General features: G+C 71.7%; 18 protein-coding genes. 6 read left to right on the top strand and 12 right to left on the bottom strand.

Translation table 11 applies throughout. The annotated features are described in order from the left end of the window. The first annotated feature begins 161 nt into the window (after window positions 1-161). Entirely contained in the window at window positions 162-1,454 is a 1,293-nt protein-coding gene (locus ACIBJH_RS39910) for a M14 family zinc carboxypeptidase (protein ID WP_399121833.1), read from the top strand. A gap of 35 nt (window positions 1,455-1,489) precedes the next feature. Here ACIBJH_RS39910 and ACIBJH_RS39905 read toward each other — a convergent pair whose 3' ends face one another. The 3 genes from ACIBJH_RS39905 to ACIBJH_RS39895 all read right to left on the bottom strand — a co-directional run bounded on the left by ACIBJH_RS39905 (window position 1,490) and on the right by ACIBJH_RS39895 (window position 4,238). Further along, window positions 1,490-1,909 (bottom strand): SSI family serine proteinase inhibitor, encoded by a 420-nt coding sequence (locus tag ACIBJH_RS39905; protein WP_399121832.1) that lies wholly within the window; start codon window positions 1,907-1,909, stop codon window positions 1,490-1,492. After that, window positions 1,906-3,513: a M14 family zinc carboxypeptidase gene (locus tag ACIBJH_RS39900; RefSeq protein WP_399121831.1), complete on the bottom strand. Its 1,608-nt coding sequence runs from the start codon at window positions 3,511-3,513 to the stop codon at window positions 1,906-1,908. Before ACIBJH_RS39900 ends, ACIBJH_RS39905 begins: the two co-directional genes overlap by 4 nt. Window positions 3,514-3,686: 173 nt before the next feature. Continuing rightward, a complete protein-coding gene (locus ACIBJH_RS39895; RefSeq protein ID WP_399121830.1) occupies window positions 3,687-4,238 on the bottom strand; it encodes an FHA domain-containing protein in 552 nt (183 codons plus the stop codon). A 173-nt stretch (window positions 4,239-4,411) separates the two neighbouring features. Between ACIBJH_RS39895 and treZ the strand changes: the two genes are divergently transcribed. Beyond that, entirely contained in the window at window positions 4,412-6,160 is a 1,749-nt protein-coding gene (gene treZ, locus ACIBJH_RS39890) for a malto-oligosyltrehalose trehalohydrolase (RefSeq protein ID WP_399121829.1), read from the top strand. 107 nt (window positions 6,161-6,267) lie between these two features. Here treZ and ACIBJH_RS39885 read toward each other — a convergent pair whose 3' ends face one another. From ACIBJH_RS39885 to ACIBJH_RS39875, 3 genes are all read right to left on the bottom strand, one after another. After that, the gene (locus ACIBJH_RS39885; RefSeq protein WP_399121828.1) at window positions 6,268-7,206 is read right to left on the bottom strand and encodes an aminoglycoside phosphotransferase family protein; all 939 of its coding nucleotides are present in this window, start codon (window positions 7,204-7,206) and stop codon (window positions 6,268-6,270) included. Window positions 7,207-7,250: 44 nt separating this feature from the next. Continuing rightward, complete coding sequence (locus tag ACIBJH_RS39880; RefSeq protein ID WP_399121827.1) at window positions 7,251-8,378, bottom strand: aminopeptidase P family protein; 1,128 nt, start codon at window positions 8,376-8,378, stop codon at window positions 7,251-7,253. A 125-nt stretch (window positions 8,379-8,503) separates the two neighbouring features. Beyond that, window positions 8,504-9,109 carry a PDZ domain-containing protein gene (locus ACIBJH_RS39875; protein WP_399121826.1) on the bottom strand — a complete coding sequence of 202 codons (606 nt, stop codon included), beginning with the start codon at window positions 9,107-9,109 and terminating at the stop codon, window positions 8,504-8,506. 174 nt (window positions 9,110-9,283) lie between these two features. Between ACIBJH_RS39875 and ACIBJH_RS39870 the strand changes: the two genes are divergently transcribed. Continuing rightward, window positions 9,284-10,807 (top strand): hypothetical protein, encoded by a 1,524-nt coding sequence (locus ACIBJH_RS39870; protein WP_399121825.1) that lies wholly within the window; start codon window positions 9,284-9,286, stop codon window positions 10,805-10,807. On the opposite strand, the gene cyc2 is transcribed toward ACIBJH_RS39870, so the two are convergent. The 5 genes from cyc2 to ACIBJH_RS39845 form a co-directional block, all read right to left on the bottom strand. Beyond that, window positions 10,800-12,953, bottom strand: a complete 2,154-nt coding sequence (gene cyc2, locus ACIBJH_RS39865) for a germacradienol/geosmin synthase Cyc2 (RefSeq protein ID WP_399121824.1) — start codon at window positions 12,951-12,953, stop codon at window positions 10,800-10,802. The genes ACIBJH_RS39870 and cyc2 overlap by 8 nt on opposite strands. Window positions 12,954-13,090: 137 nt before the next feature. Next, the gene (locus ACIBJH_RS39860; RefSeq protein ID WP_399121823.1) at window positions 13,091-14,056 is read right to left on the bottom strand and encodes a TIGR03619 family F420-dependent LLM class oxidoreductase; all 966 of its coding nucleotides are present in this window, start codon (window positions 14,054-14,056) and stop codon (window positions 13,091-13,093) included. A gap of 48 nt (window positions 14,057-14,104) precedes the next feature. Continuing rightward, window positions 14,105-15,298: a damage-control phosphatase ARMT1 family protein gene (locus ACIBJH_RS39855; protein WP_399121822.1), complete on the bottom strand. Its 1,194-nt coding sequence runs from the start codon at window positions 15,296-15,298 to the stop codon at window positions 14,105-14,107. Window positions 15,299-15,320: 22 nt separating this feature from the next. Beyond that, window positions 15,321-15,968, bottom strand: coding sequence for a ScbR family autoregulator-binding transcription factor (locus tag ACIBJH_RS39850; protein WP_399121821.1), 648 nt, complete (start codon window positions 15,966-15,968; stop codon window positions 15,321-15,323). 306 nt (window positions 15,969-16,274) lie between these two features. Next, window positions 16,275-18,089, bottom strand: a complete 1,815-nt coding sequence (locus ACIBJH_RS39845) for a S8 family peptidase (protein ID WP_399121820.1) — start codon at window positions 18,087-18,089, stop codon at window positions 16,275-16,277. 367 nt (window positions 18,090-18,456) lie between these two features. Between ACIBJH_RS39845 and ACIBJH_RS39840 the strand changes: the two genes are divergently transcribed. Then, on the top strand, window positions 18,457-19,401 hold the full coding sequence (locus ACIBJH_RS39840) for a lytic polysaccharide monooxygenase (protein ID WP_399121819.1): 945 nt from the start codon (window positions 18,457-18,459) through the stop codon (window positions 19,399-19,401). A 34-nt stretch (window positions 19,402-19,435) separates the two neighbouring features. On the opposite strand, the gene ACIBJH_RS39835 is transcribed toward ACIBJH_RS39840, so the two are convergent. Then, window positions 19,436-20,086 carry a Tat pathway signal sequence domain protein gene (locus tag ACIBJH_RS39835; protein WP_399121818.1) on the bottom strand — a complete coding sequence of 217 codons (651 nt, stop codon included), beginning with the start codon at window positions 20,084-20,086 and terminating at the stop codon, window positions 19,436-19,438. A 699-nt stretch (window positions 20,087-20,785) separates the two neighbouring features. On the opposite strand from ACIBJH_RS39835, the gene ACIBJH_RS39830 reads away from it, so the two are divergent. Together ACIBJH_RS39830 and ACIBJH_RS39825 are read left to right on the top strand one after the other, a co-directional pair. Beyond that, window positions 20,786-21,469 (top strand): DUF6230 family protein, encoded by a 684-nt coding sequence (locus tag ACIBJH_RS39830; RefSeq protein ID WP_399121817.1) that lies wholly within the window; start codon window positions 20,786-20,788, stop codon window positions 21,467-21,469. Continuing rightward, window positions 21,469-21,912 (top strand): DUF6114 domain-containing protein, encoded by a 444-nt coding sequence (locus ACIBJH_RS39825; protein WP_399121816.1) that lies wholly within the window; start codon window positions 21,469-21,471, stop codon window positions 21,910-21,912. The genes ACIBJH_RS39830 and ACIBJH_RS39825 overlap by 1 nt, the downstream gene beginning before the upstream one ends. Window positions 21,913-21,914 lie beyond the last annotated feature (2 nt).

Genomic DNA, 21,914 nt, shown 5'->3' with positions numbered 1-21,914 from the left:
GAACCCCGTGGAAATCCCCGGCCCCCTGCTGGCACCAACGCGACTACCGGCTGCCGGTAAATGCCCCTGGGCGCCCCCTGGAGCCTCCCCCGCGGTCTTCTTGACAGTTCACAGAGGCCGTGAAGTACTGCGGTTGCGAAGCCGGGGCGGAGTAGTCGGGGGTGAGTCTCCTGCCGGTGTTGCGATACCCCAGTGTGGCCGAACTGGTCTCGTCCGCGCGGGCGTTGGCCGCGCACCGGCCGGCCCTGTGCAACCTGCGCCAAGTAGGTGTCTCCCGCGCGGGCAGGCCGCTTCATCTGCTGTCCGTGGGGCACGCCCGGCGTGCCGTCCTGGTGGTCGCGGGCGCCCACGCCAACGAGCCGACCGGCGGCTCCACCCTCCTCGCACTCGCCGAACGGGTGGTCCGCGAACGGGAGTTGAGGTCGGACACCTCCTGGCACTTCCTGCTCTGCGCGGACCCGGACGGGGCGAGCCTGCACGTCACCCCGGCCCCGCGCAGCCTCCTCGACTACCACCTCGGCTTCTTCCGCCCGGCGGGACCGGAGCAGCCCGAGTGGTCGCCCTCCGTACTGCCGCCCGATCGACTGCCGCCCGAGACCCGGGCCCTGACCAGGGTGATCGACGAACTGCGGCCCTACCTCCAGGTGACCCTGCACGGCACCGATCTCGGTGGCAGCTGGGTGCAGTTGACGAAGGACATACCGGGGCTCGCCGAGCCGTTCGCCAAGTCGGCGGCGGAACTGCACATCCCGGTGGAGACCGGCGCCTCGGACGCGGCGGGCTGGCCCGCCTCCGGTCCCGGGGTGCATGTGATGCCGGCGCCCGGTTCGGACGCGGCCTACCCGAGCATGCCGGACGACGCCCGGCACAGCACCTGGTACCACGCGCACCGCTACGGCGGTCTGACCGCGGTCGTGGAGGTCCCGATGTGGGCCAGCGACCTGGTGGACGACCCGGCGCCCCATCCCGCCCCCGCGGCGGCGTTACGGCGGCTGGCGCGCCGGCTGGTGCGGGACGGGCGGGAGGTGGAGCGGGTGCTCGCCGAGGCGCTGCCGCGGCTCCAGGGCGTCGACGGGCCGCTGCTGCGGGCCGCCAAGTGGGCGCTGGAGCTGGTGCCCGGTCTGGCCGCGGACTGGACGCACACCTCTCCGGCCGACACCACGATGGCGTACGTCGGCAGTGTGGACGCGTTCGGACGCCGGCTGCCGTTACGGGCGGCGGCGATGCTGCTGCGGGTGCTGCGGGAGACCGACGACCGCGCGGCGCCCCTGCTGGAGCATCTCGTCGCGTCCTGGAGCGACGCCTTCGCGGAGCGCTTCCGCGCCCGCTGGGTGCCGTTGGAGCATCAGGTGGAGCACCAGTCCCGCACGGTCGTGGCGGCGGCGCTGTACGCGCGCGAGCAGGCGGACGGAGTCGGCGAGGCGCCACACGCGCGTGCCCGACGTTCTGCCTGACCCCACCCCGCTCGGGCTGGCCTCGTCCGCGCCGCTCAGCCGTCGAGCGCGAAGACGTCTCCGGTCCGCGCCGCCAGGACGCACCCGTTCGAGAAGGTCCTCGTGCAGTCGACCGGACGCCCCTGCCACTCCCCGCGCGCGTGGGCGGTCACCGGGGCGTAGATCATCGGGCAGAACACGCTTCTGGCCGGGAGGGCGTCGATGTCACCGCCGGCCGCGGCCAGTTCGGCGCAGGCCTCGGCCGCGTGGGCGTGGCCCTGGGGCGGGTCGCACAGGAGCAGGGTCCCGCGTGTGTCACTGGACCTGCTGTCGCCCCGGGTGACGGTGAGGTAGAGCCAGTCGCCCTGGAGGCCGTGTCGGGGGGCCGCCTGGGCGGGTGCCTGACCGGCGGCGAGGAGCACGGCCGCGGCAAGCAGGGCGCCCCGGAGGGCGGTCGCTGTGGAGGTGTGGGTCATTCCCGATGCATCGGCACCGCGCTCTCCGTACCCCAGCCCGGCTCACCCGAACGGGAGCGAACGGGCGTGTACCGCCGGGCCAGTTCGAACGCGCTGAGCACCACGCGCGACTGGTACTCGACCTGGCGTGCGACGGAGATCCAGCGCGCCCCGAAGCCGTCCCGGTAGTCGGCGCACCACTCGTCGATCAGCCGGTCCAGCTCCGGCAGCACACCGGCCGGGTCGCTCCCGGAGGCGACGACGAGCTGGTACAGCAGCCCCGCCGTGCGCAGGGCGAGGCGCCGGCCCGCGATGCGCAGGGCCGCGAGATGGGCGGTGTTGAGCGGCGGTAGCGGGCGCGCGGCGCTGGTGTCGACATCGGGGTCCCACGCGTCGGCGAGCCCGGGGCACACCAGCAGGTAGTCGTCGACCGGCGCGAGCAGCCGCGCGGCATCGGGCACGAGAAGGGTGCGGGGCAGCAGGCCCGGCGTGGCCGTCGGCGCGGGAGCGGGACGACCGACGTCGTGCCGGGGGCGGCTGTCGGCCGCGTCCGCCGTCGGCGGTCCCACCGGGCCGGTTCCCGGCCGGACGGCCGTCAGCGGCACCGGCCCGCCGGCCCGGGAGAGCGTCCCCACGTCCCTGACGCCCGCGCCCGACCGGGCGTCCCCCGTCTCCGTCGCACCCACCCCCGCACCGGTACCGCCCTGCACGTACGGCCGTATGCGCGCGAGGAGTTGTTCCAGGATGCGGGTGTCGTGGCGCAGGGTGTGGCTCACGGTGCGCAGGACCGCGTCCGCGTCGGCGGGCGGGGTGCCGTCCTCGACGCCGGCCACGCCCCACATCGGCGCCTCCACGACCGCGGTGACCGTGCCGTGCCGGTGCGGGTGGAACCAGGTCGACTCGACGGCGGCCTCGGTGATGGCGGCGGCCAGATCGCCCCTGCGCGGTGGTGGGATGCGGTAGACGGCGGGACCGATGCTGGGCCAGTACAGGGTGTCGTACGGCCCGAGTTCGCGCGGGATGCCGAGGCGGGCCGCGGTGTGCGCGACGCGTTGGGCGAGGCCCGGGAGGTCGCGGGTCAGCTCGACGAAGCCGCCGCCGACGTCGACGCCGTGCAGGGAGCACTGGAGGAAGGGCCGCAGTTCGTCCTGGACCTCCAACAGGGCGCGGGTTTCCGGGAGTCGGGCCCCGGCCGCGCCGTCCGGCAGCCACTCGGGCTGTTCCAGGAAGCCGGGCCGGAAGAAGTTCCGGAAGTACCGGCCGAGGCTGTAGGGGCCGGGCAGCCAGCCCTCGTTGCGGCGCGAGCCGTCGGGATCGAGGGACAGCAGCAGGTTCCAGGTGGCGTCGGCGCCCTCGCTCAACCGCGGGTCGGCGAGGACCCGTTCGGCCAGACGCAGCACCGTCGCGCCGCCCACGGGCTCGTTGGCGTGCGGTCCGGCGACCACGAGGGCCTGGCGGCTGCCGTGGCCCACGGAGAGCAGCCACAGGGGCGTACCGGCGCGGGAGGTCCCGACACGGCGCAGCCGGGCGTCCCGGGGGCGGCGGGCGACGAGCGCGGCGGCCTGGGCCCCCAGCTCGTCGACGGACGGGTAGCGGAGGAGTGGTGGCAGGGCACACCTCCACAAAAGTGGTGCCGTCGGTTCACCTGATGTGCATGGTGTACGCACAGTCAGTCACGGCCCGAGGGGTACGTCAACACCGCCGTACGCAAAGGGATTTCACGCCCACCCGAGATCGCCACATCGGGTAATGCCCAGGCCAGAGGTGAGGTGAGGCTGTGTTGAGGCTCGGTTCGCGCTCAGTTCACGGCGAGCCGGAACGCCATCCGTCCGAAGCCGATCTGATCGCCCTCGCGCACGACGGCCGCGCCGATCACCCGACGGCCGTTGACCGTCGTGCCGTTGGTCGAACCGAGGTCGCGCAGCACCCACATGCCACCCTGGCGGCTGAGTTCGGCGTGCACCCGGGACACCGTCTCGTGGGTCAGCCGCAGCCCGTTGGCGGGATCGCGGCCGATGCGCAGCGAGTGTCCGCCGCCCGGGTGGGGCAGCAGCAGCTTGGGGAGCCGCTCGGCCTGCCAGGCCCTGCGCAGCCGCACGGTGAACCCGGAGACGGCCTCCACGGTGCCGAACAAGGCCCGCGAAAGGCGGCTTTCGGTGGGCAGGTCGGCGGTGAGCGCGACGAGTTCCTCGGACCGGCGGGCGGCGAGCGCCAGCTCCATGCGGCGGATGAACGTGTCGTGCGAGAGCCGTCCCATGGCGACGCCGTCATGGAGAACCTTGAGCGCCTTGTCGCGCTCCGCGTCGGACAACCGCGCGGGGTACGTGTGGAACTCGAAGGACGACGTCACGCTCGTGATTGTCGGGCAGTGAACCCCGGGTGTCCAGAAGACGCGGAAACGGCCCGCACGCGCGCGAAGATGACGACACCTGCGCCAAAGGGGTGGATTCAAAAGCGGATTGATCTCGTTTGAAGCACGATGTACGGGCTACATCCCGGTGAGCAGACGAAGGGGAACCGTCCGTGCAGTTCGAGGTGTGGGCACCAGAGGCAGACCGTGTGACGCTCCATCGCGAGGGCGCCACGCGCGCGTTGGAACGCGATCCCGACCGCGCGGGGTGGTGGGGCGGCGAGGCGGAGGCGAGCGACGGCACGCGGTACGGGTTCGCGGTCGACGACGGCCCGCCGCTGCCCGACCCGCGCTCGCGCCGCCAGCCGGACGGCCCGGACGGCCTGAGCGCCGTCGTGGAGCACGAGCGGTACGCGTGGCGCACCGCCGCGTGGCCGGGACGCCCGTTGCCGGGCGCGGTGCTCTACGAGCTGCACGTCGGCACGTACACGCCCGAGGGCACCCTGGACGCGGCGGCCGACCGGCTCGGCCATCTCGTCGAACTGGGCATCACCCACGTCGAGTTGATGCCCCTGTGTCCGTTCCCCGGCCTGCACGGCTGGGGTTACGAGGGCGTCTCCCTATGGGCCGTGCACGAGCCCTACGGCGGCCCCGAGGGGCTGCAGCGGTTCGTCGACAGGGCCCACGAACTCGGTCTGGGCGTCGTGCTCGACGTGGTGCACAACCACCTCGGCCCGTCCGGGAATTACCTGCCCGCGTTCGGCCCGTACTTCACGGACACGCACCAGACCCCGTGGGGCAGCGCCGTGAACCTGGACGCGTCCGGCTCGGACGAGGTGCGCGCCTTCCTCCTGGGCAGCGCGCTGGCATGGCTGCGGGACTACCGGATCGACGGGCTGCGGCTGGACGCGGTACACGCACTGAAGGACACGCGCGCGTGCCACTTCCTGGAGGAATTGTCCGCCGCCGTCGACGCGTTGGCCGCCGAGACAGGCCGACCGCTCTTCCTGGTCGCCGAGTCCGACCTGAACGACCCGCGTGTGGTCACCCCGCGCGCGGAGGGCGGTCTCGGGCTGCACGCGCAGTGGAACGACGACTTCCACCACTCCCTGCACACCGCGCTGACCGGTGAATCGCAGGGCTACTACGCGGACTTCGCGCGGGCCCCGCTCGCGGCGGTCGCCAAGACGCTGACGGGCGGCTTCTTCCACGACGGCACCTATTCGAGCTTCCGGGGCCGGCACCACGGCCGCCCCCTGGACCGCACGCGCGTGGCCGCGCACCGGCTGCTCGGCTACAGCCAGACCCACGACCAGATCGGCAACCGCGCTCAAGGGGACCGCCTTTCGGCCTCGCTCTCCCCCGGCCTGCTGGCCTGCGCGGCGGCGCTGACGCTCACCGGGCCCTTCACACCGATGCTGTTCATGGGCGAGGAATGGGCGGCCGGCACACCCTGGCAGTTCTTCACCGACCACACCGACCCGGACCTCGCGGACGCCGTACGGCGGGGCAGGCGGCGGGAGTTCGCGGCCCACGGCTGGGCCGAGGAGGACGTGCCCGACCCGCAGGATCCGGCGACCCGCGACCGCTCCTGCCTGGACTGGTCGGAACCGGAACGCGAACCCCACGCGCGCGTGCTGGCCTGGTACCGCCGCCTCATCGCCCTCCGGCACGAGCAGCCCGACCTCACCGACCCCGACCTGAGCGACACCAAGGTGGCCTACGACGAGGACGCCGGCTGGCTCGCCCTCCGACGCGGGGACGTACGCGTCGCCGTGAACCTCGGCAAGGAACCGGCCGCGATCCCCCTGGGCACCCGCCCGGCGGAGATCCTGGCCGCGTGGGACCCGGTGGAGGTACCGGGGGCGGACGGGTTGCTGCGGCTGCCCGGGGAGTCGTGCGTGGTGCTGGCGCAGGCGTAAACGCTTGCGCAAGCGTTTACGCATACGTTTGCGTAGACGTTTGCGTAGACGTTTGCGTAGACGTTTACGCATACGTTCGCGCAAGCGTTTACGTAGACGCTTACGCGCTACAACTCCCCGTCCCCGTCCCGCAGTTCCGTCACCCGCTCCAGCAGGATCGCCTCCCAGGTGCGCCGCAGTTGGGCCCGCAGGAGGGGAAGAGGACCGCTGTCGCGGCTCTTGAGGTGGTCGGCGAGGCGGACCACCGTGTCGCAGCGGGCGAGCCAGAGGCCGCGCAGGCAGGGGCGGGCGCCGTAGCCGGCGAGGGTGGCGGCGCGGACGGCGGCGGGGGCGCCGACGGCCAGCGCGAGCCCGGCGATGTCCTCCGCGGGATCGCCGAGGGCCGCGTCGGTCCAGTCCAGGACACCGCGCACCCGGCCGTCGGCGCTCACCACGAGGTGCTCGCCCTTGAGGTCGTGGTGGACGAGGACCGCGGTGGCGGACTGCGCGGCGAGCTGGACCGCGCCGGGCTGAGTGAGCTGATGGAGGCGTGCGGCGTCGAACTCGTCGGCGGCGGCCAGCCGTTCGGCCGCCTGCTCGGCGGCGCGGCGCAGGGCCTCCAGGGAGCGCGGGGCGGCGCGCGGGACGCCGAGCGCCTCGGCCTGCCGGACAGGCACCTCGCGCAGTCCGGTGAGCAGCCCGGCGAGGTCGGCCTCGCCGACCGCGGAGACGTCCTGGTCCTCGCATGACCGGCCGGGCACCCTCGTGTCCAGCGTGTAGGTGAGCCCGGGCGCCCACTCGCCGTGCGCCACGCCCGTCGGCACGGCGACGGGGAGATACGGCCGTACGAGGTCGCGCAGACGCAGTTCGCGGCGCTGTCGCAGGGTGGCCTCGCGGTCCGGGGCGAGGCGCAGCACATGGCGGGTGCCGACCCACCACGTGGAGTGCCCGCCGCCCTCGGCGAGGGGCCGGACCTCGGGCCCTGTGCTGTCGGCCGCACTGTCCTTGAGCAGGGAGCGGACCAGTTGTCGGACGGTGTCCGCGGTGGGTGTCGGTGCCTGGGTCATGGTCGCGCCGTCGCCGTTCGGGGTGTCGGGGCTCCTGGTCGTCGTCAGTCCACCAGGGCCATCTCGCGGGCCGTGTTGTTGAGCCGTCGACCGCCGTCCTCGGTCACCGTGACGATGTCCTCGATGCGCACCCCGAAGCGGCCGGGCAGATAGACGCCGGGCTCAACGGAGAAGCACATCCCGGGCACGAGGGGCTGTTCCTCGCCCTCGATCATGTACGGCGGTTCGTGCGTGGTGACGCCGATGCCGTGGCCGGTGCGGTGGATGAAGTAGGGGCCGTACCCGGCGTCGTCGATGACCGCGCGGGCGGCCCGGTCGACCTCCTGGCAGGCGACTCCGGGACGCACCGCGCGGAAGCCTGCCTCCTGCGCCTCGCGGACGAGGTCGTGGACGCGCTGTTCCTCGTCGTCGGGTTCGCCGACGTGGACCGTGCGCGAGGTGTCGGAGCCGTAGCCGTCCTTGAGGCCGCCGAAGTCGAGGACGATCATGTCACCCCGCTGGATGACCCGGTCGCCGACCTCGTGGTGCGGGTTGGCGCCGTTGGGGCCCGAGGCGACGATGGTGAAGTCGACCTGGGAGTGCCCGAACTGGCGCAGCAGATCGGCCAGATCGGCACCGACGTCGGATTCGCGGCGGCCGGCGAAGGGAACCTTCCGGATCTCCTCGTACGTTGCGTCCGCGGCCGCACCCGCGGCTGCCATGAGCCGCAGTTCCGCCGCGTCCTTCACGGCCCGCAGCATCGGCAGCGCGTCGGTCAGAGAGGCGTAGGTGGTGTCGGGCAGCGTCTTCTGGAGTGCCAGCAGATGCATCGCCCAGGCGTTGTCGCTGATGCCGAAGCGGCCGGTCGCGTCGAGCAGGGCCGCGGTGGCCGCGTAGGGGTCCTTGCCGTCGGTCCAGTCACGCAGGGTGAGGGCGTCGGCGCCGGGGGCCTTGGCGGCGTCGGGGGCCTCCAGGGTGGGGACGACGAGGACCGGGGAGCGTCCGGGGGCCAGGACGAGGACGGTGAGCCGTTCGGTGGGCGCGGTGGGCGCGTACCCGGTGAGCCACACCAGGTCCGGGCCCGGAGCGACCAGCAGTCCCCCGAGACCGGCGTCGGCGGCGGCCCGCGCGGCGCGGTCCATGCGGGCCCGGTAGTCGGCGGAGGTGAAGGGCGCGGGCGTGCTACCGGTCATTCAGGCCTCCGAGAACGGGCGAAAGGTGGCTACGGGCAGCATCCTGCCCGCACCCGGAGGCCCACGCGAGCCGATCGACGGGAACGACGCGCTTCCGGCCCGCACCCTCCGTGGCTCGCCGCGCGTCAGACGACGAAGCCGGGGACCACGGTGAACTGCTGGAAGCCTCCGCTGCGGTGGCGCACCGTGACGGTGACCTCCTTCCCCGGGTGGGCACGGGCCACGGCATGCGCGAGGTCGGCCGCCGAGTCGATCCGGGCACCGCCGAACGTGAGCAGCACGTCGCCCCGGACCAGGCCCGCCGTGTACCCGGGGCCGGGCAGGTGGACGCCGACGATCAGCGCGCCGGCCTTCTCCGCGTCCACGGCCTCTACCCCGAGCGTCGCGCCGGCCGACGTGGCGGACGTGGGCGACGCAGGCGGCGACATCGGACTCGCGGCGGACGCGGACCGGTCGGCCGGGGTGCCCGGGGTGGCCGTCCGCGCCGGTTGCCGGGCCGCCTGGCGCTGCATGTCGGCGAGTTTGCTCATACCGATCACGGTGGCGCCGACTGTGCCGAGCCCGACACCCGAGAGCACCAGGACGGTCCCGACGAACACGCTGAACAGCAGGGTGATGAGCCGTCGGCCGCGGCGCCGCGCGGCGTGCGGGCGCCGGGTGGTACCGGGCTTGGTGCCGTCGCCGGACTCATGGCCGGGCATCGGCTTGGGACGCAACGCAGTCTGTTCCATGGATCGCCTCCGGCAGATGCTCTACCCGGCGCACCGGCGCCCGACGTGCCACGAACGAGTGAGACTGACCGACGGTCAGGAGAGGGAAGCCGGTCCTGCGCGCAGCAAGTGCGCGTGCCGCCTCCCTCCCCTGGCCCGGGCCCGTTGTCAGTACCGCCTGTTACGTTCTGTGACATGACCGATCACGCCCTGCGGCTGCTCCGACTCCACGCCCACCTGGCCGAACTGGCCGCGTTCCCCTTCGACTTCGACCTGGAGCGAGCGGACCACGTCGAGCCGGTCCGGCTCGCCTCGGGCGCCCCGCTGCGGCCGGTGGCCGGTGACGGCGCGGGCGGTACGTACTTCGTGTGCGCGGACGGTTCCGTGTTGTACGCCGACTCCGAGGGCTCGGCCGGGATCATCGGCTCCAGTGTCGACGAGGCGCTGGAGCTCGTGATCGGTCTGCCGGGCTGGCGCGACCATCTGGACCTGTCCCCGTCCGACGGCCCGGAGAAGATCCTGGCGGCGGTCACGGAGACGGAGGACGAGTTCCGCGAGGACTACGGCCTCGACGAGGCGCGGCCCCGACTCCGCGCCGCCCTGGGCCTGACCGAGCGTTCCCCGGTCGAGCTGATCGGCATGCTGCACGCGGCCCTGCTGCGCACGGAGCCCGACTTCCTGCTCCTGAACGCGGAGGAGGGCGGCGCCTACGCCCTCCTCGACCGGCATCCCCGGCCCCCGCTGTGGGAGCCGGTGCTCGCCGAGGGGCGGACGGACCTGGCGGCGCTGCGCGCGGGCGACCGTACGGTGTGGGACACCGTGGGCGGAGACCCCGTACGGCGTCGACTCGCCCTGCGGGCCGCGCAGTTCGACCGCGCGGACGGCGATCTGGAGCTGCTGCGGCACCTGCTGCGACGCGAGACGGAGTCGTCGATGACGGACGAACTGCGGCTCGCCGCCGTGCTGGTGGGGCTGCACGGCCACACCGAGGATCTGCCGCTGCTGCACGAGGTGCGGGAGACGGACTTCGACACCGCGTGCGGGCTGAGCGAGCTGCCGGGGCCGGACGCGGACGGGGCAGCCCTCCAGGAGTGGGCCCGGGAGCTCGACGAGTCACTCTTCGGTACGGACCCCTCCGACGAACCCCCGTCCACCTGGACCGAGTTGGCGGCCGACCAGGGGTTCACCGAGTTGGCCCGGGCGGCCCTGATCCGCCGGCTGGACGAGATCGAGATGGACCAGAGCCTGCTGCGGCGGCCGGGCACCCCGAAGGCGCTGGATCCGTCTCCCCTGCGCGGGCCGGCCTACGAGTTCGAGCAGTTGGGCGACCGCGTCCAGGCGCTGCGCGCCCAGCGCCTCTACGCCGCCCTCCAGCAGACGGCGTGGGATCGTGTCTCGGCCCGGCTGACCCAGGCCCGCCTGGAGCGGGAGACGGATCAACTGGCCGAGGCCGTAAGGACGTTGGCGACCCTGCGGGACACACTGGCCGACCCCGGGGACGAGTCGCTCCGGCACTGGCGGGGCGTGAACCTAGGCTGCTTCATCGCCGAGGAGCACTACGCCCTGACCCGCGCACTGGCCGACGCGGACCTCCCCGAGGAGGCCCGCGCGACCCTGGCCGCCGCCGACGCGATACTCGGCGAGCTCTCGGGCGCCGCTGCCACGGCCGCACGGAAGCTCGCCGAGGAAGTGACCGAGCGGGTCCGGGACCTCAGCTGAAGGGCATCGCCGGCACCCGGTCCGGGAGGAAGCCGTGTGAACGGCGGGCCAGGTAGCCGGACTTGTAGCGGTCGACCTCGCGGTGCCAGTTCAGGATGCCCGCCATCCAGTGCTGGAGGTCCGTCACATAGCCCCGCATGATCTCGCGGGCCTCGTCCGAGAGGTCGAAGTCGTCGTAGACGACGGGCAGTTCGTTCGCGGCGACATGTTCGAACTGGCGCATGCGCTGGGTCATCAGGTCGTGGACGACGCCGAGCGCGGTCGGGTAGTCGATGCCGAAGAAGTTCTGGACGACAAGGATGGCGTTGTGGACCTCACCCTCGTACTCGATCTCCTTCTGGTAGGAGAAGACGTCGTTGATGAGACAGCCGTAGTCGATGGCCGCGTTCTCCAGGGCGCGGACCGGGCCGGTGCGGTAGACCTCGGGCGGGACCTTCGGGCCGTGGCCCATGCGGCACATGCTGAGGGTGAGGTCGGAGCCGAAGGTGGCGCGGCGCATCTCCAGGTAGTCGACCGGGTCGGGGATGCGGTGCTGGATCTGGTTGGACAGTTCCCAGACCCAGCTCTCGGTCATCGTGTTGATCGAGTCCTTCAGGGTGTGCCGGTCGTCGACGGGCATCTCGGCGGTGGTGAGGGCCCAGAGGTCGATGAGCCCGCGTTCCATGGCGTTGACCGGTACGACGACCGCCGGTCCCTCGACGGGCATGCAGTCGGACAGGCGGGCCGTGGTGACGCGGGCGGCGGCTAGGTCGCCCCGGACGCCGTAGACGAGGGGGTAGTAGTCGTCGCCGTAGGTGCCCCAGGCGAGCCAGCGCGAGCTGAGGTCGAGGGCCTTCTCGGTGGCGTCCGGGTCGATGCCGGCCGCACAGAGCGGGAGGTCGGCGGCGGCGAGTTTCTCCTCGTCCCAGACGCCCTCCTCCAGCATGCCGACGGAGTGCATCCAGTCGACGAGGCGGTGCCGGGCGCCGTCGAGGTGCGGGCTGAGTTCGACTTGGAACGGCATGTAGAAGTCGGGGAGTTGGGAGGGGCCCACCTTCTGGAAAGGGACGTGGGTGTAGGCGCGCAGCCGTTCGGCGCCGGCGGAGGCGAGCAGCGCGCCGATGTCGGCGGCGGAGGTGCCGAGCCCGGTCGGTCCGTTCAACGGCGAGTTGTCGAGGGCGCCTTCGTTCATGTAGCGGCTGGAGCGCAGATGCCATTCGTGGCCGCCGGACTGCCAGTCCTGGAGACCCTGGGTGTAGGCGGCGACGGCCGCGACCTCGTCCGGGGTGAGGCCGTTCTCCAGGGCCACGGCGGGTACTTCGGTGAACGCGGTGTGTTCGAACTGGTGGAGCCGGGAGGTGAGGACGTCGTTGACGGTGTCGGCGGCCTCCTGGGTGGTGCAGCCGAAGAAGGTCTCCAGGACGAGCACGCCGTTGCTGTTCTCCCCCTCCTCCTCGACCTCCCGCTGGTAGGAGAACAGGTCGTTGCGCAGGTGGACGCCGTCGGAGAAGGTCTCCATCAGCACCCGCAGCGGCCTCGATCCGGCGACGGAGGCGGGCACTTCGGCGGTCGCGTACTCCACGAGCCCCGCCGACCAGGGTGCGCCGCCCACCTTGCGGCGCATCTCGATGTACTCGACGGGGTTGGCGATGCGCCCCTCGTTGATGTTGGACAGCTCCCACAGGGACTCGTTGAGGAGGTGCTCGGTGGCGACGGCGAAGCGGCGGCGCCAGTCGACGGACATCGACGGCACCGTGCGCGCCCACAGGTCGGCGAGTCCCGCCTCGACCGGATTCTCCGGCTCCGGTACGGGAGTTGCCAGGTCGAGCGGCATGAAGAGCGGGAGCCGGTCGAGGTAGGCCTTGCCGCCGGCGCGGTCCTGGCTGCGCTTGAAGATCTCCAGGAAGTGGTCGTCGAAGAAGAAGACCCACACGTACCAGTCGGTGATCAGCGACAGGGCGGGCCCGTCGCAGTCGGGGTGGGTGTAGGCGCAGAGCAGGCCGTAGTCGTGCGCGTCGAGGTCGGCCTGCTCCCAGATCCCGGAGCCCTCCAGCATGCCCATCTCGCGTGCCCACGTGGAGGAGTGGGCGCGGGCCTCGTCCAGATGCGGGTTGAGTCGCGCGGGATACGGCATGTAGAAGTGCGGGAGTTCGAACGGCTGGGTCATGGCCGGGCCCTACCCGCGCCCCTCAACGGCCATCCCGGGCAGGGGACATGATCACACCATCGCGTGAATCGGCGGTGAACCCATGAGTTTCGCCCGCATCTTGTGGCGTTCACTTCTACGCGCGCAGACTACGGGGTTCACGTGTCCCCTCCCTGCCCGGGGCGGCGCTGGCCGGTACCGCCGCGTTCAACGCCTCGCTGAACCGGGCGACGCAGGGTGCGCTGGTCGCCGACCTGTCGACGCCCGACAACATCCAGGCGCGGAACGATCTCCTCGCCGACCCACGCGAGCGCGTCCGGCAGTGCCTCCGTACTCACCGGCAGCCACAGCGACGCGGAGACCAGCCCGGCGTCGGACAGCCGGCCCAGCTCGTCCCGGACGCTCTCGGCGCTCGCGTCGGCTCCGCCCAGTGGGCGTCCCGGCACCTTCACGGCGGGCGTGAACCCGGGCGGCACGAGGAACAGCCCTGCCGTCAGGGCCAGTTCACCGGGATCGCGTCCCGCTTCCCCGCCGAGCGCGTCGAGCCGCGCCCGCACCTCGGTGAGCCCCTCGGCGTCGACCCCGGAGCCGTGCCAGGCGTCGCCGAAGCGCAGGGCCCGGCGCAGTGCCGCGTCGCTCTGTCCGCCGATCCAGACGCCGGGTCCGCCCTCGGTACGGGGCAGCACCCCGAGCCGCGCCGAGCCCTCGCCGCGCCACAACTGCCGTACGGCGGCGAGCTGTTCGTCGGCCCGGCGGCCCCGGCCCGCGAACGGGACGCCGACGGCCGCGTACTCCTCGGTGTCCCAGCCGGTCCCGACGCCGAGCGTGAGACGGCCGCCGGAGAGGCGGTCGAGGGTGGCGGTCTGGTGGGCCAGGATCAGCGGGTTGTACAGCGGCGCCACCAGCACACTGGTGACCAGCCCGACCCGTCGTGTCGCCCCGGCCACGGCCGCCAGCAGGATCAGCGGGTCCGGGGTCACGCCTGTCGCACCGGCCACCGCGTGGCCGCTCGCGAAGACATGGTCGAACCCCAACTCCTCCGCTCTGAGGGCGACTTGAAGGACCTCGTCCACCTCCTCGTCCCTGTCGGGCCACAGACGGTGCGGTGCCACTCCGATACGCATCTCGGTCGTACTCCCCTCGTGCGACAAGAACGTCAGTGAACGACCCAACTACACAACGAGGGTTGGCGACATCCCCTTCACCTGGATCAGCGCATGGGTGCCGCCCGTGCGCCAGCGCTGCTCCTCCGCCGCGATAAGCGCGGCCTCCGTGTCGGCGTCGAGGCCGGTGATCACGTCGGACTTGAGGGTACGCAGGGCGGCGACCGGGCCCGGGAAGTAGGCGGTGACGTCCGCGAAGGGTGTGGTCGGGGCCCAGAGGCGATCGCCCACCAGGCGGCGGTAGTTGAGGTCGCCCTTCACGATCGTCAGGGTGGCCGCGGCGAACTCGGCGCGGAGGTCGGCGGGCATGTCGGCGTACGGCAGCGGGGCGCAGGAGAAGGGGTGGGCGCGCACGGTGAGGCGGCCGTCCGCCATGGCCGACCAGAGGCGGCGGCCGTACGTCGCCGCCGCACCCGGCGCTCCGGTCAGCCGGTGCAGGGCGTCGACGACGTCGGCGGTGGTGGCGTCGGAGACGTAGTACGGGTGGGGCTTGATGTGCAGGACCGCCCGTTCGATGCGCCCCTGGTCGAGGAGGTGGGCGATCAGCAGCAGGTCGGGGATGAGTTCGCGGCCCGCGTTGTCGGCGACGAGGCACAGGGTGCCGGAGAGGAGCGACCACAACCGGTCGCTGTCGTCGGCGACCAGGGCCGGGGCGGGGGCCCGCGAGGCCGATTCCGCTCCGGCGGCGGAGAGGCGGAAGCCGAGGTCCGCGCGATTGCCCCAGAGGGAGCCGTGCAGCAGCGCCTGCCCGCGCTCCGCCGGTGACTTGTCCTCCAGCGCGTCGAGGGCGGCGAGTTCCTCGTCCGTCTCGGGAGCGTCGAGTTCGGCGCGTTTGAAGGGGCGGAACGGGTCGATGCCCTGCCAGGCGCCGGGGCCGAAATAGCCGACGGCGCCCAGGAGTTGGCGGTAGAAGTAGCTCTCGGACCAGAGCCAGGGGATGTCGTACCAGGACTGTCCGGTGTACTCGTCGGTGCCCCAGGCGGCCCACTGGGCGCGGTCGGGGGCGTCGGCGGGGAGGGGCTGGACCGTGCCCTCGGTGCAGTTCTTCAGCAGGGCGTCGAGGGCGCGGTGCTGTGCGGGGCCGTAGGGGAAGGCGTCGCGTACCTGCTGGATGATCGCGGGGTGCCGTTCGGCCAGCACGCTGTGGGGGAACGAGCCGGGCTCGTTGCCGAGGATCACGGGCGCGGCGGGGGTTTCGGGCATGCGCCTCACCGTACCGGGCGGGTCAGCCGGCGCCGATCTCCCGCTCCAGCCGCGCGGCGAGGCTGAGATAGCGGGCGCGGCGCGGGACGGGGACCACTCCGCGGATCACCAGGTGCCACATCTCGGCGGTTCTGCGGGGCTGGAGGGCAACCGGTTCCAGGGCACGCCCGATGACGCGGATACCGACGAAGAGGCCGATAAGAGTGCGGGCGACGGCCTCCACGTCGATGTCGGGGTGCGCGTCGGCCTCCGCGACCGCGCCGGCCAGTTTGCGGGCGGCGATGTCGAGCCACTCCGTGAAGGGGTGCGGCATCGGGGGCCGTACCTCGATCTCCCCTGCGGCGAGCCGGAGTCCGGCCCGCGGGATGGGGCCCTCTACGGCCAGCCGGGTCATGCCGAAAGTGACACGTATCAGCGTTTCCAGTGAGGAGTAGCCCCGGCTGTCCATGTCCTTGGTCATCTGCCGCGAGGCCCTGACCTGCATCTCCAGGATGGTATGGGCGAGGTCTTCCTTGGCCGGGAAGTGGAAGTACAGGGCGCCCTTGGTGACTTGGGCGTGGTCGACGATGTCGCTGAGGCTGGTGGACTCATAGCCCTGCCGGTCGAACAGCTCGGCGGCGGCCGTGATGATCGTTGTGCGGGTCTGTTCGGCCCGTAGCTGCCTCACCATCGACTGAAACACTCCCGTGAAGGAAAAAACAACGGCCCATGCCGTTTTTTCTTACCCCCTGCACACAGTAGCTCACCGTCCGATGTCCTCGACCTTGCCCTCGAAGACCACCAACAGCCCCCACGTTCCCATCACTTGCACCTCTCTGTCACCCACACCCCGACTCTTGACCACTTTCGGTATCTGTGGCACGTGTCAGCGACCGTTCTCGGCCATACGAACGACCGGCCGCCCCGGGGAGGCGCCCGCGGGGGCGCGCCTCTCCTTACGGGTCGGCCGGTCGGTTTCTGTGCGTGAGCTGTGGACTCAGAAGGTGAGCTTCCAGCTGTTGAGGGTCCCGGTGTCCTGGGCGGCGGTGTCCTGGACCCGCAGCTTCCAGGTGCCGTTGGCGGTCTCACCGGAGGCGTCCACGGTGTAGGTGGCCTTGACGTCGTCGGCGGAGTCCGAGGTGCTCGCGGACTTCAGACGGTACGTCGATCCGTCCGGTGCGACCAGGTCGAGGACGAGGTCGCCGCGGTAGGTGTGGGTGATGTCGACGCCGACCTGGAGGGCCGAAGGGGCGTTGCCGGTACGGCCGTTGACGGCGATCGGGGACTCGACGGCCGAGCCCGCGTCGGGGATCGCGACGGCGGTGGTGCTGGAGAAGGTGGTCCCTGTCGTCGTACCGCCGTTGCCGCTCACGGCCTGGACGGTCTTGGCCGCGTCGGCGAGTCCCGCGCCGCAGCCGCCCGAGCAACTGCCGGGAAGGGCGCGGGCGTTGGCCTTGATCGCAGACTCGATCTGGGCCGGGGTGAGCGAGGAGTTCGCCGACTTCAGGAGCGCGACCAGGCCCGCGATGTGCGGGGTGGCCATGCTGGTGCCCTGGTAGTAGGCGTACGACTCGGTGGACGGCGTCTTGGTGCCGGAGTTCAGCGTGGAGTAGATGCCGTTGGCGGTGCCGGTGCTGGTCTGGCCGCCGGGGGCCGAAATGTCCACGCCCGTACCGTAGTTGGAGTAGGACGCCTTGGCGCCCGCGCGGTTGGTGGCGGCCACCGAGATGACGTTGGCGCAGTTGCCGGGCGAGTGGTTGGCGACGTTGTCGTTGTCGTTGCCCGCCGCCACGACGACCGTGGTGCCGCGGTTCACGGCGGCGGTGATCGCGCTCTGGGTGGCCGAGGTGCAGGCGCCGTCGCCGCCCAGGCTCATGTTGATGACCTTGGCGATGTTGCCGTTGGCGGGGACGCCGGAGACGGTGCCGCCTGAGGCCCAGGTGATGGCGTCGATGATGTCGGAGTCGTAGCCGCCGCACTTGCCGAGGACGCGCAGCGGGGAGATCTTCGCGCCGTAGGCGATGCCCGCGATGCCCTTGCCGTTGTTGGTGACGGCGGCGATGGTGCCGGCCACATGGGTGCCGTGCCAGGAGGAGTTGCTCGCCCCGATGCCCGTACCGCACTCGTTCGCGGCGTAGTAGTCGCCGGGGTCGGCCGGATTGCTGTCGCGGCCGTCGCCGTCGACCGAGACGGCGGTGTCGGTGATGAAGTCGTAGCCGGCGACGATGTTCGCGGCGAGGTCGGAGTGGGTGACGTAGCCGGTGTCGATGACGGCGACGGTGACCCCGCTGCCGGTCGAAGTCGGCCACGCGGCGGGCACGTTCATGCCGGCCGTGGGCTCGAAGAGGTCCCACTGCTTGCCGTACTCGGTGTCGTTCGGGTCGGCCTGCGGGGTGTTCAGCCGATCCGGTACGACGTAGGAGACCTGCGGGTCGGACTTGAACTCGGCGATGACGTCGGCGACTTCGGTGGTGCTGTGCGCGTCCCCGAGGCCGACGAGGGCGGCGCCGGTGCCGAGGCGGCGCTGGAAGTCGACGTCCTCGCCGGTCTCCTTGCCCTTGGCGGTGGCGTCGGCTTCGGCGGCCCGGTTCGAACTCGCCTCCGCCGCACCGGACTTGTAGCCGACGATGAGGCGCTGGGCGAGGGCGCCGGGGGCGGCCTCGGTCTGGCCCGACAGGGCCGGTGCGGCGGCCTGGGCGGTGGGTTCCTGGGCGACGGCGGCCGAGGTGGCCACCGTGGCGAGGAGGGCCGCGGAGACCGCGGCGACGGATATCAGGGTCCGTCCGGTGGGGAATGCCGTGGGAGTGCGCAAGGGCTTGCCTTTCGTGGCCGGACTCCGAGCAGGGCGGAGCCGCGGTCGATTCGCTTCGTCGTCGAAGCGGCGGGGGGTCGATCCGAAGAGCGCCGGACGCGGGCAGCCGCCTCACCAGGGGTTGCCTGTGGGTCAGCTGTGGCCAAACGATAGGCAAAGAGAAGGTCATAGAGATACGGGGGAAACCCTCGATCGGGCCGGAAACCGCCCTCGACATCGGCCGGTTGACCGATCTGCCCCGGTTCACGCGGCGGGAGCGGGCTGCACGCGTGGGGCACGGGGGCCATGGGGCGGACTGAACGCGGGGGGCCCGATGGCCGTATGACACGGACAGACCGTTCCCGCCCCGGCCGAGGAGACGTTCCGGATGTCCCGGATGACCGCACATCGCACCGCCATGGCGGGCGCCGCCATGGCCCCGCTGCTGCTCACCGTCTGGGCGGCGGGTCCGGCGCAGGCGCACGGGGCGCCGACGTATCCGGTCAGCCGGGTGTACGCCTGCTCGCCGGACGGCGGCAGCGCGGCCGGGACGGCGGCCTGCAAGGCGGCCGTGGCGGCGAACGGACAGCCCTTCACCTTCTGGGACAACATCCGGGTCCCGGACGTCAACGGGCGGGACCGGCAGCTGATCCCCGACGGGAAGCTGTGCAGCGGCGGTCTGTCCGACTACAAGGGGCTCGACCTCGCCCGTGCCGACTTTCCGTCGACGCGGCTGACGCCGGGGGCGAAGCTGACGATGACGTACGCGTCGACGATCGCGCACACCGGCACGTTCAAGTTGTATCTGACGAACGCCGGTTACGACCCGTCGAAGGCGCTCACCTGGTCCGAGCTGCCGACGCAGCCGTTCGCCGAGGTGAAGGACCCGCCGCTGACGGGCGGCGCGTACCGCATCAAGGCGACGCTGCCGACGGGCCGCACTGGGCGCCAACTGATCTACACGATCTGGCAGAACAGCAGCACCGAGGACACGTACTACTCGTGCTCGGACGTGGTGTTCCCTGGCGGCGCCACCTCTTCGTCGAAGTCCACGACGGGGACGGCCGGTTCGAAGGGGAAGACGGCGAGTCCGTCATCGTCTCCGGCCAAGTCCCCTGCGGCCGCGAGCACTTCGGCCGAGGCCACGGCGTCCGCCGCGGCGCAGAAGGCCTCCCCCGCCGAGGAGACCACCGCGCCGGGCAGCAGTCCGGTGGCGTCCGACGTCGACGCCTCTTCGGGCGGCCCTTCGGCGCCCGTGCTGGCGGGCGGCGCCGCCGCGGTGCTGGTGCTCACCGGGGGCGCCGCCCTGGCCCTGCGACTGCGCCGACGCTGAACTCGGCGCGTACAGGCCCTGCTTGCTCTGCTCCTTAGTTGGTGTAGACCGGCGCGCCGCCATCGGTCACCGGGGCGTACTTCGCGGTGAAGTAGCCCGCGCTGAAGCACAGGGACGAGCCCGAGGTCTTGGTGAAGGCCTGGTTGGTGAAGTTGATGCTGGTGTCGGTGTTGCTGGCCGTGCCGCTCAGGCTGGGCGCCTGGTAGACACAGGTGATGCTGCCCAGCAGGGTGGTCAGCTTGACCGTGGTCTGGATGGTGGAGCCGCTGGCCGGGGTGACGGTCAGGGTGCCGTCCGAGGCGGCGGCGGTGGTGTACGGCAGGTTGTCGACCGTGATGCTGGAGACGCCGAGGACGCCGAGGACGTTGCTGGTGCAGCTGCTGCTGTCGAAGGACTGCCCGGAGACGGACTCGGTGGCGGTGCCCGGCGCGGTCGGGTTGGCGGTGACGGTCGCCGTGAACTGCGAGGTGGTGCACTTGATGCCGCTGGTGCCGGTCGCGCTGGAGTACAGGGTGGCGCTGGTGCCGGTGGCCAGGGGCGCGGTCAGCACATCGCCGACGGCGACGGCACTGCCGCCGAGGCTGCCGGTGGTGAGCACCGTGTCGGCCGCCGACGCCGGGACGGTGAAGGGGAGGGTGAGCGCGGCGACGGAGCCGACGAGGGTGAGGACGGTGCGAGTGCGCATGCGGGTGTACCTCTTCTTCCGAAGTGGGGCCGAACCGGGGGGTTCTTTGGGGGGTGGGGAACTGGGGGGTTTCCGAGGGTGGGTGAACTGGGTTTTGGGGCGCGCGAGTTGGCCGTCGCCGGCCCGTGACGCCTTCTCCGTACGCAACGGGCCGGCGACGGCGGCCGGGGACCGGCCGGAGGCCCACGGGGGTTGAAGGCTTCCGGCCGGGCCGGGCGGTGGGGCGGACGGCACGGACCAGGGGGGAAGCGGCCGTGCCGGGCCGCGGGGGTTCGGACTCTGCGGGCGTGAAATGCCCTTGTGGAAAGGAAAGTCCGGGAACGCGGCTCCTGCCACGTGCCGGATCCGGCGCCACGGATCCGGCAAACAAGGGAGAGTTGTAGACCTGAGTGTCCGTCAACGTCAAGACGTGCAAGTCAAGTTGGTGCGCCGATCGGTGTGCGGCGCCGGGCTCCAGGAGATCGCCGACAGGCCTTGCCTCACAGGTGGCACATCATCAACACTCTTTTTCCACAACTCCCTTGACCCTCGAATGTAACCCCCGGTAACTTCCTCGACGGCTACTGCTGCGTAACCTGAAAGCCCTTGCACCCGCCGGGAGTTGTGAGGACGGCTGCGCCGCACTCGCTGTCCGCGCCAGGACAACGCGCCACATTGCATACCGACTCGCGTTGACTAGAGCAGCACATGGGAGCAGACATGGCTTCACCCTCGGACGCCAACTCGTCCGCAGGCAACACCCCCGAGAACCCGGAAACCGGTTCCGCACCTGAGACCGCCGAGGTTCCCGAAAGACGCGGTCAGGTCCGACTGCGCCGCGCCGCGGTGATGGCGGTGCCGGCCACCCTGGCCGCCGCCGCCCTCGGGATACTCACCGCCCAGGGCGCCCTGGGGGTGCAGTTCTCCATCTCGGGCATGCCGTTCACGGTCACCGCCAAGTCGCTCGACGGCACCGGCTTCGAGCAGTTCGGCGACCTCGACAACATGATCCCGAACAGCCCGAACGCGGGTGACACCGGCGGGCAGGTGCTGGTCATGACCTCCGCCATCAAGAGCGCCACGCTCGACAGCCTCTGCCAGAGCGTCGACCTCGGCGGCATCAACCTGCTCATCAAGGCGGGCAGCGGCTCGACGAAGGTGACGGCGACCGACCTCACCACGGACTCGACGGAGCTCTCGGGCGACGCCGCGTTCGGCAACATCGAGATCGGCAACGACGCCAGCACGCTCACCAAGGCCGGTGTGCAGGGCAAGAAGGGTGTCTTCAGCCAGCAGTCCGACACCGTGCACATCGACAACCTGCGGCAGACCAACTACGCCACCACGGCGGGTGTGTTCAAGCTGCCGGGCCTCAAGCTCAGCTTCAGCGACTCGGGTTGCTGATGTCCGACAACCTGTCACGGCAGGGGATGCGGCCCGCCTTCAGAAGTTGGCGGGCCAGTCGTCCGTTCTGGGGCGGGCTGCTGCTCGCCCTGGGCGGGGCGGAGATCCTGCTCACGGAGAAGGTGTCGCTGAAGGTCGCGATGCACATCGGGATGCAGGGCATGACCGGCTATCTGCTCCCCGTGCTGATGGTGCTGCTCGGCCTGCTGATCCTGTTCAGCCCGAGCCAGCGGCTCTTCTACTCGATCGTCGGGGTCCTGTGCACGCTGGGCTCCTGGCTGACCTCGAACCTCGGCGGCTTCTTCGTCGGGCTGCTGCTGGGAGTCGTCGGCAGCTGCCTCACGTTCGGCTGGCTGCCGGACCAGGAGCCGCGGTCGGAGCGCCGGCGCCGCAAGCGCGAGGCGAAGTCGGCCACGAAGACGGAACTCCAGCACCAGGCCTGATC

The organism is Streptomyces sp. NPDC050548, assembly GCF_044457385.1.
Classification (GTDB): domain Bacteria; phylum Actinomycetota; class Actinomycetes; order Streptomycetales; family Streptomycetaceae; genus Streptomyces.
Note: the sequence above shows the minus strand (reverse complement) of the source record. Positions and strands in the feature narration are given on the sequence as shown.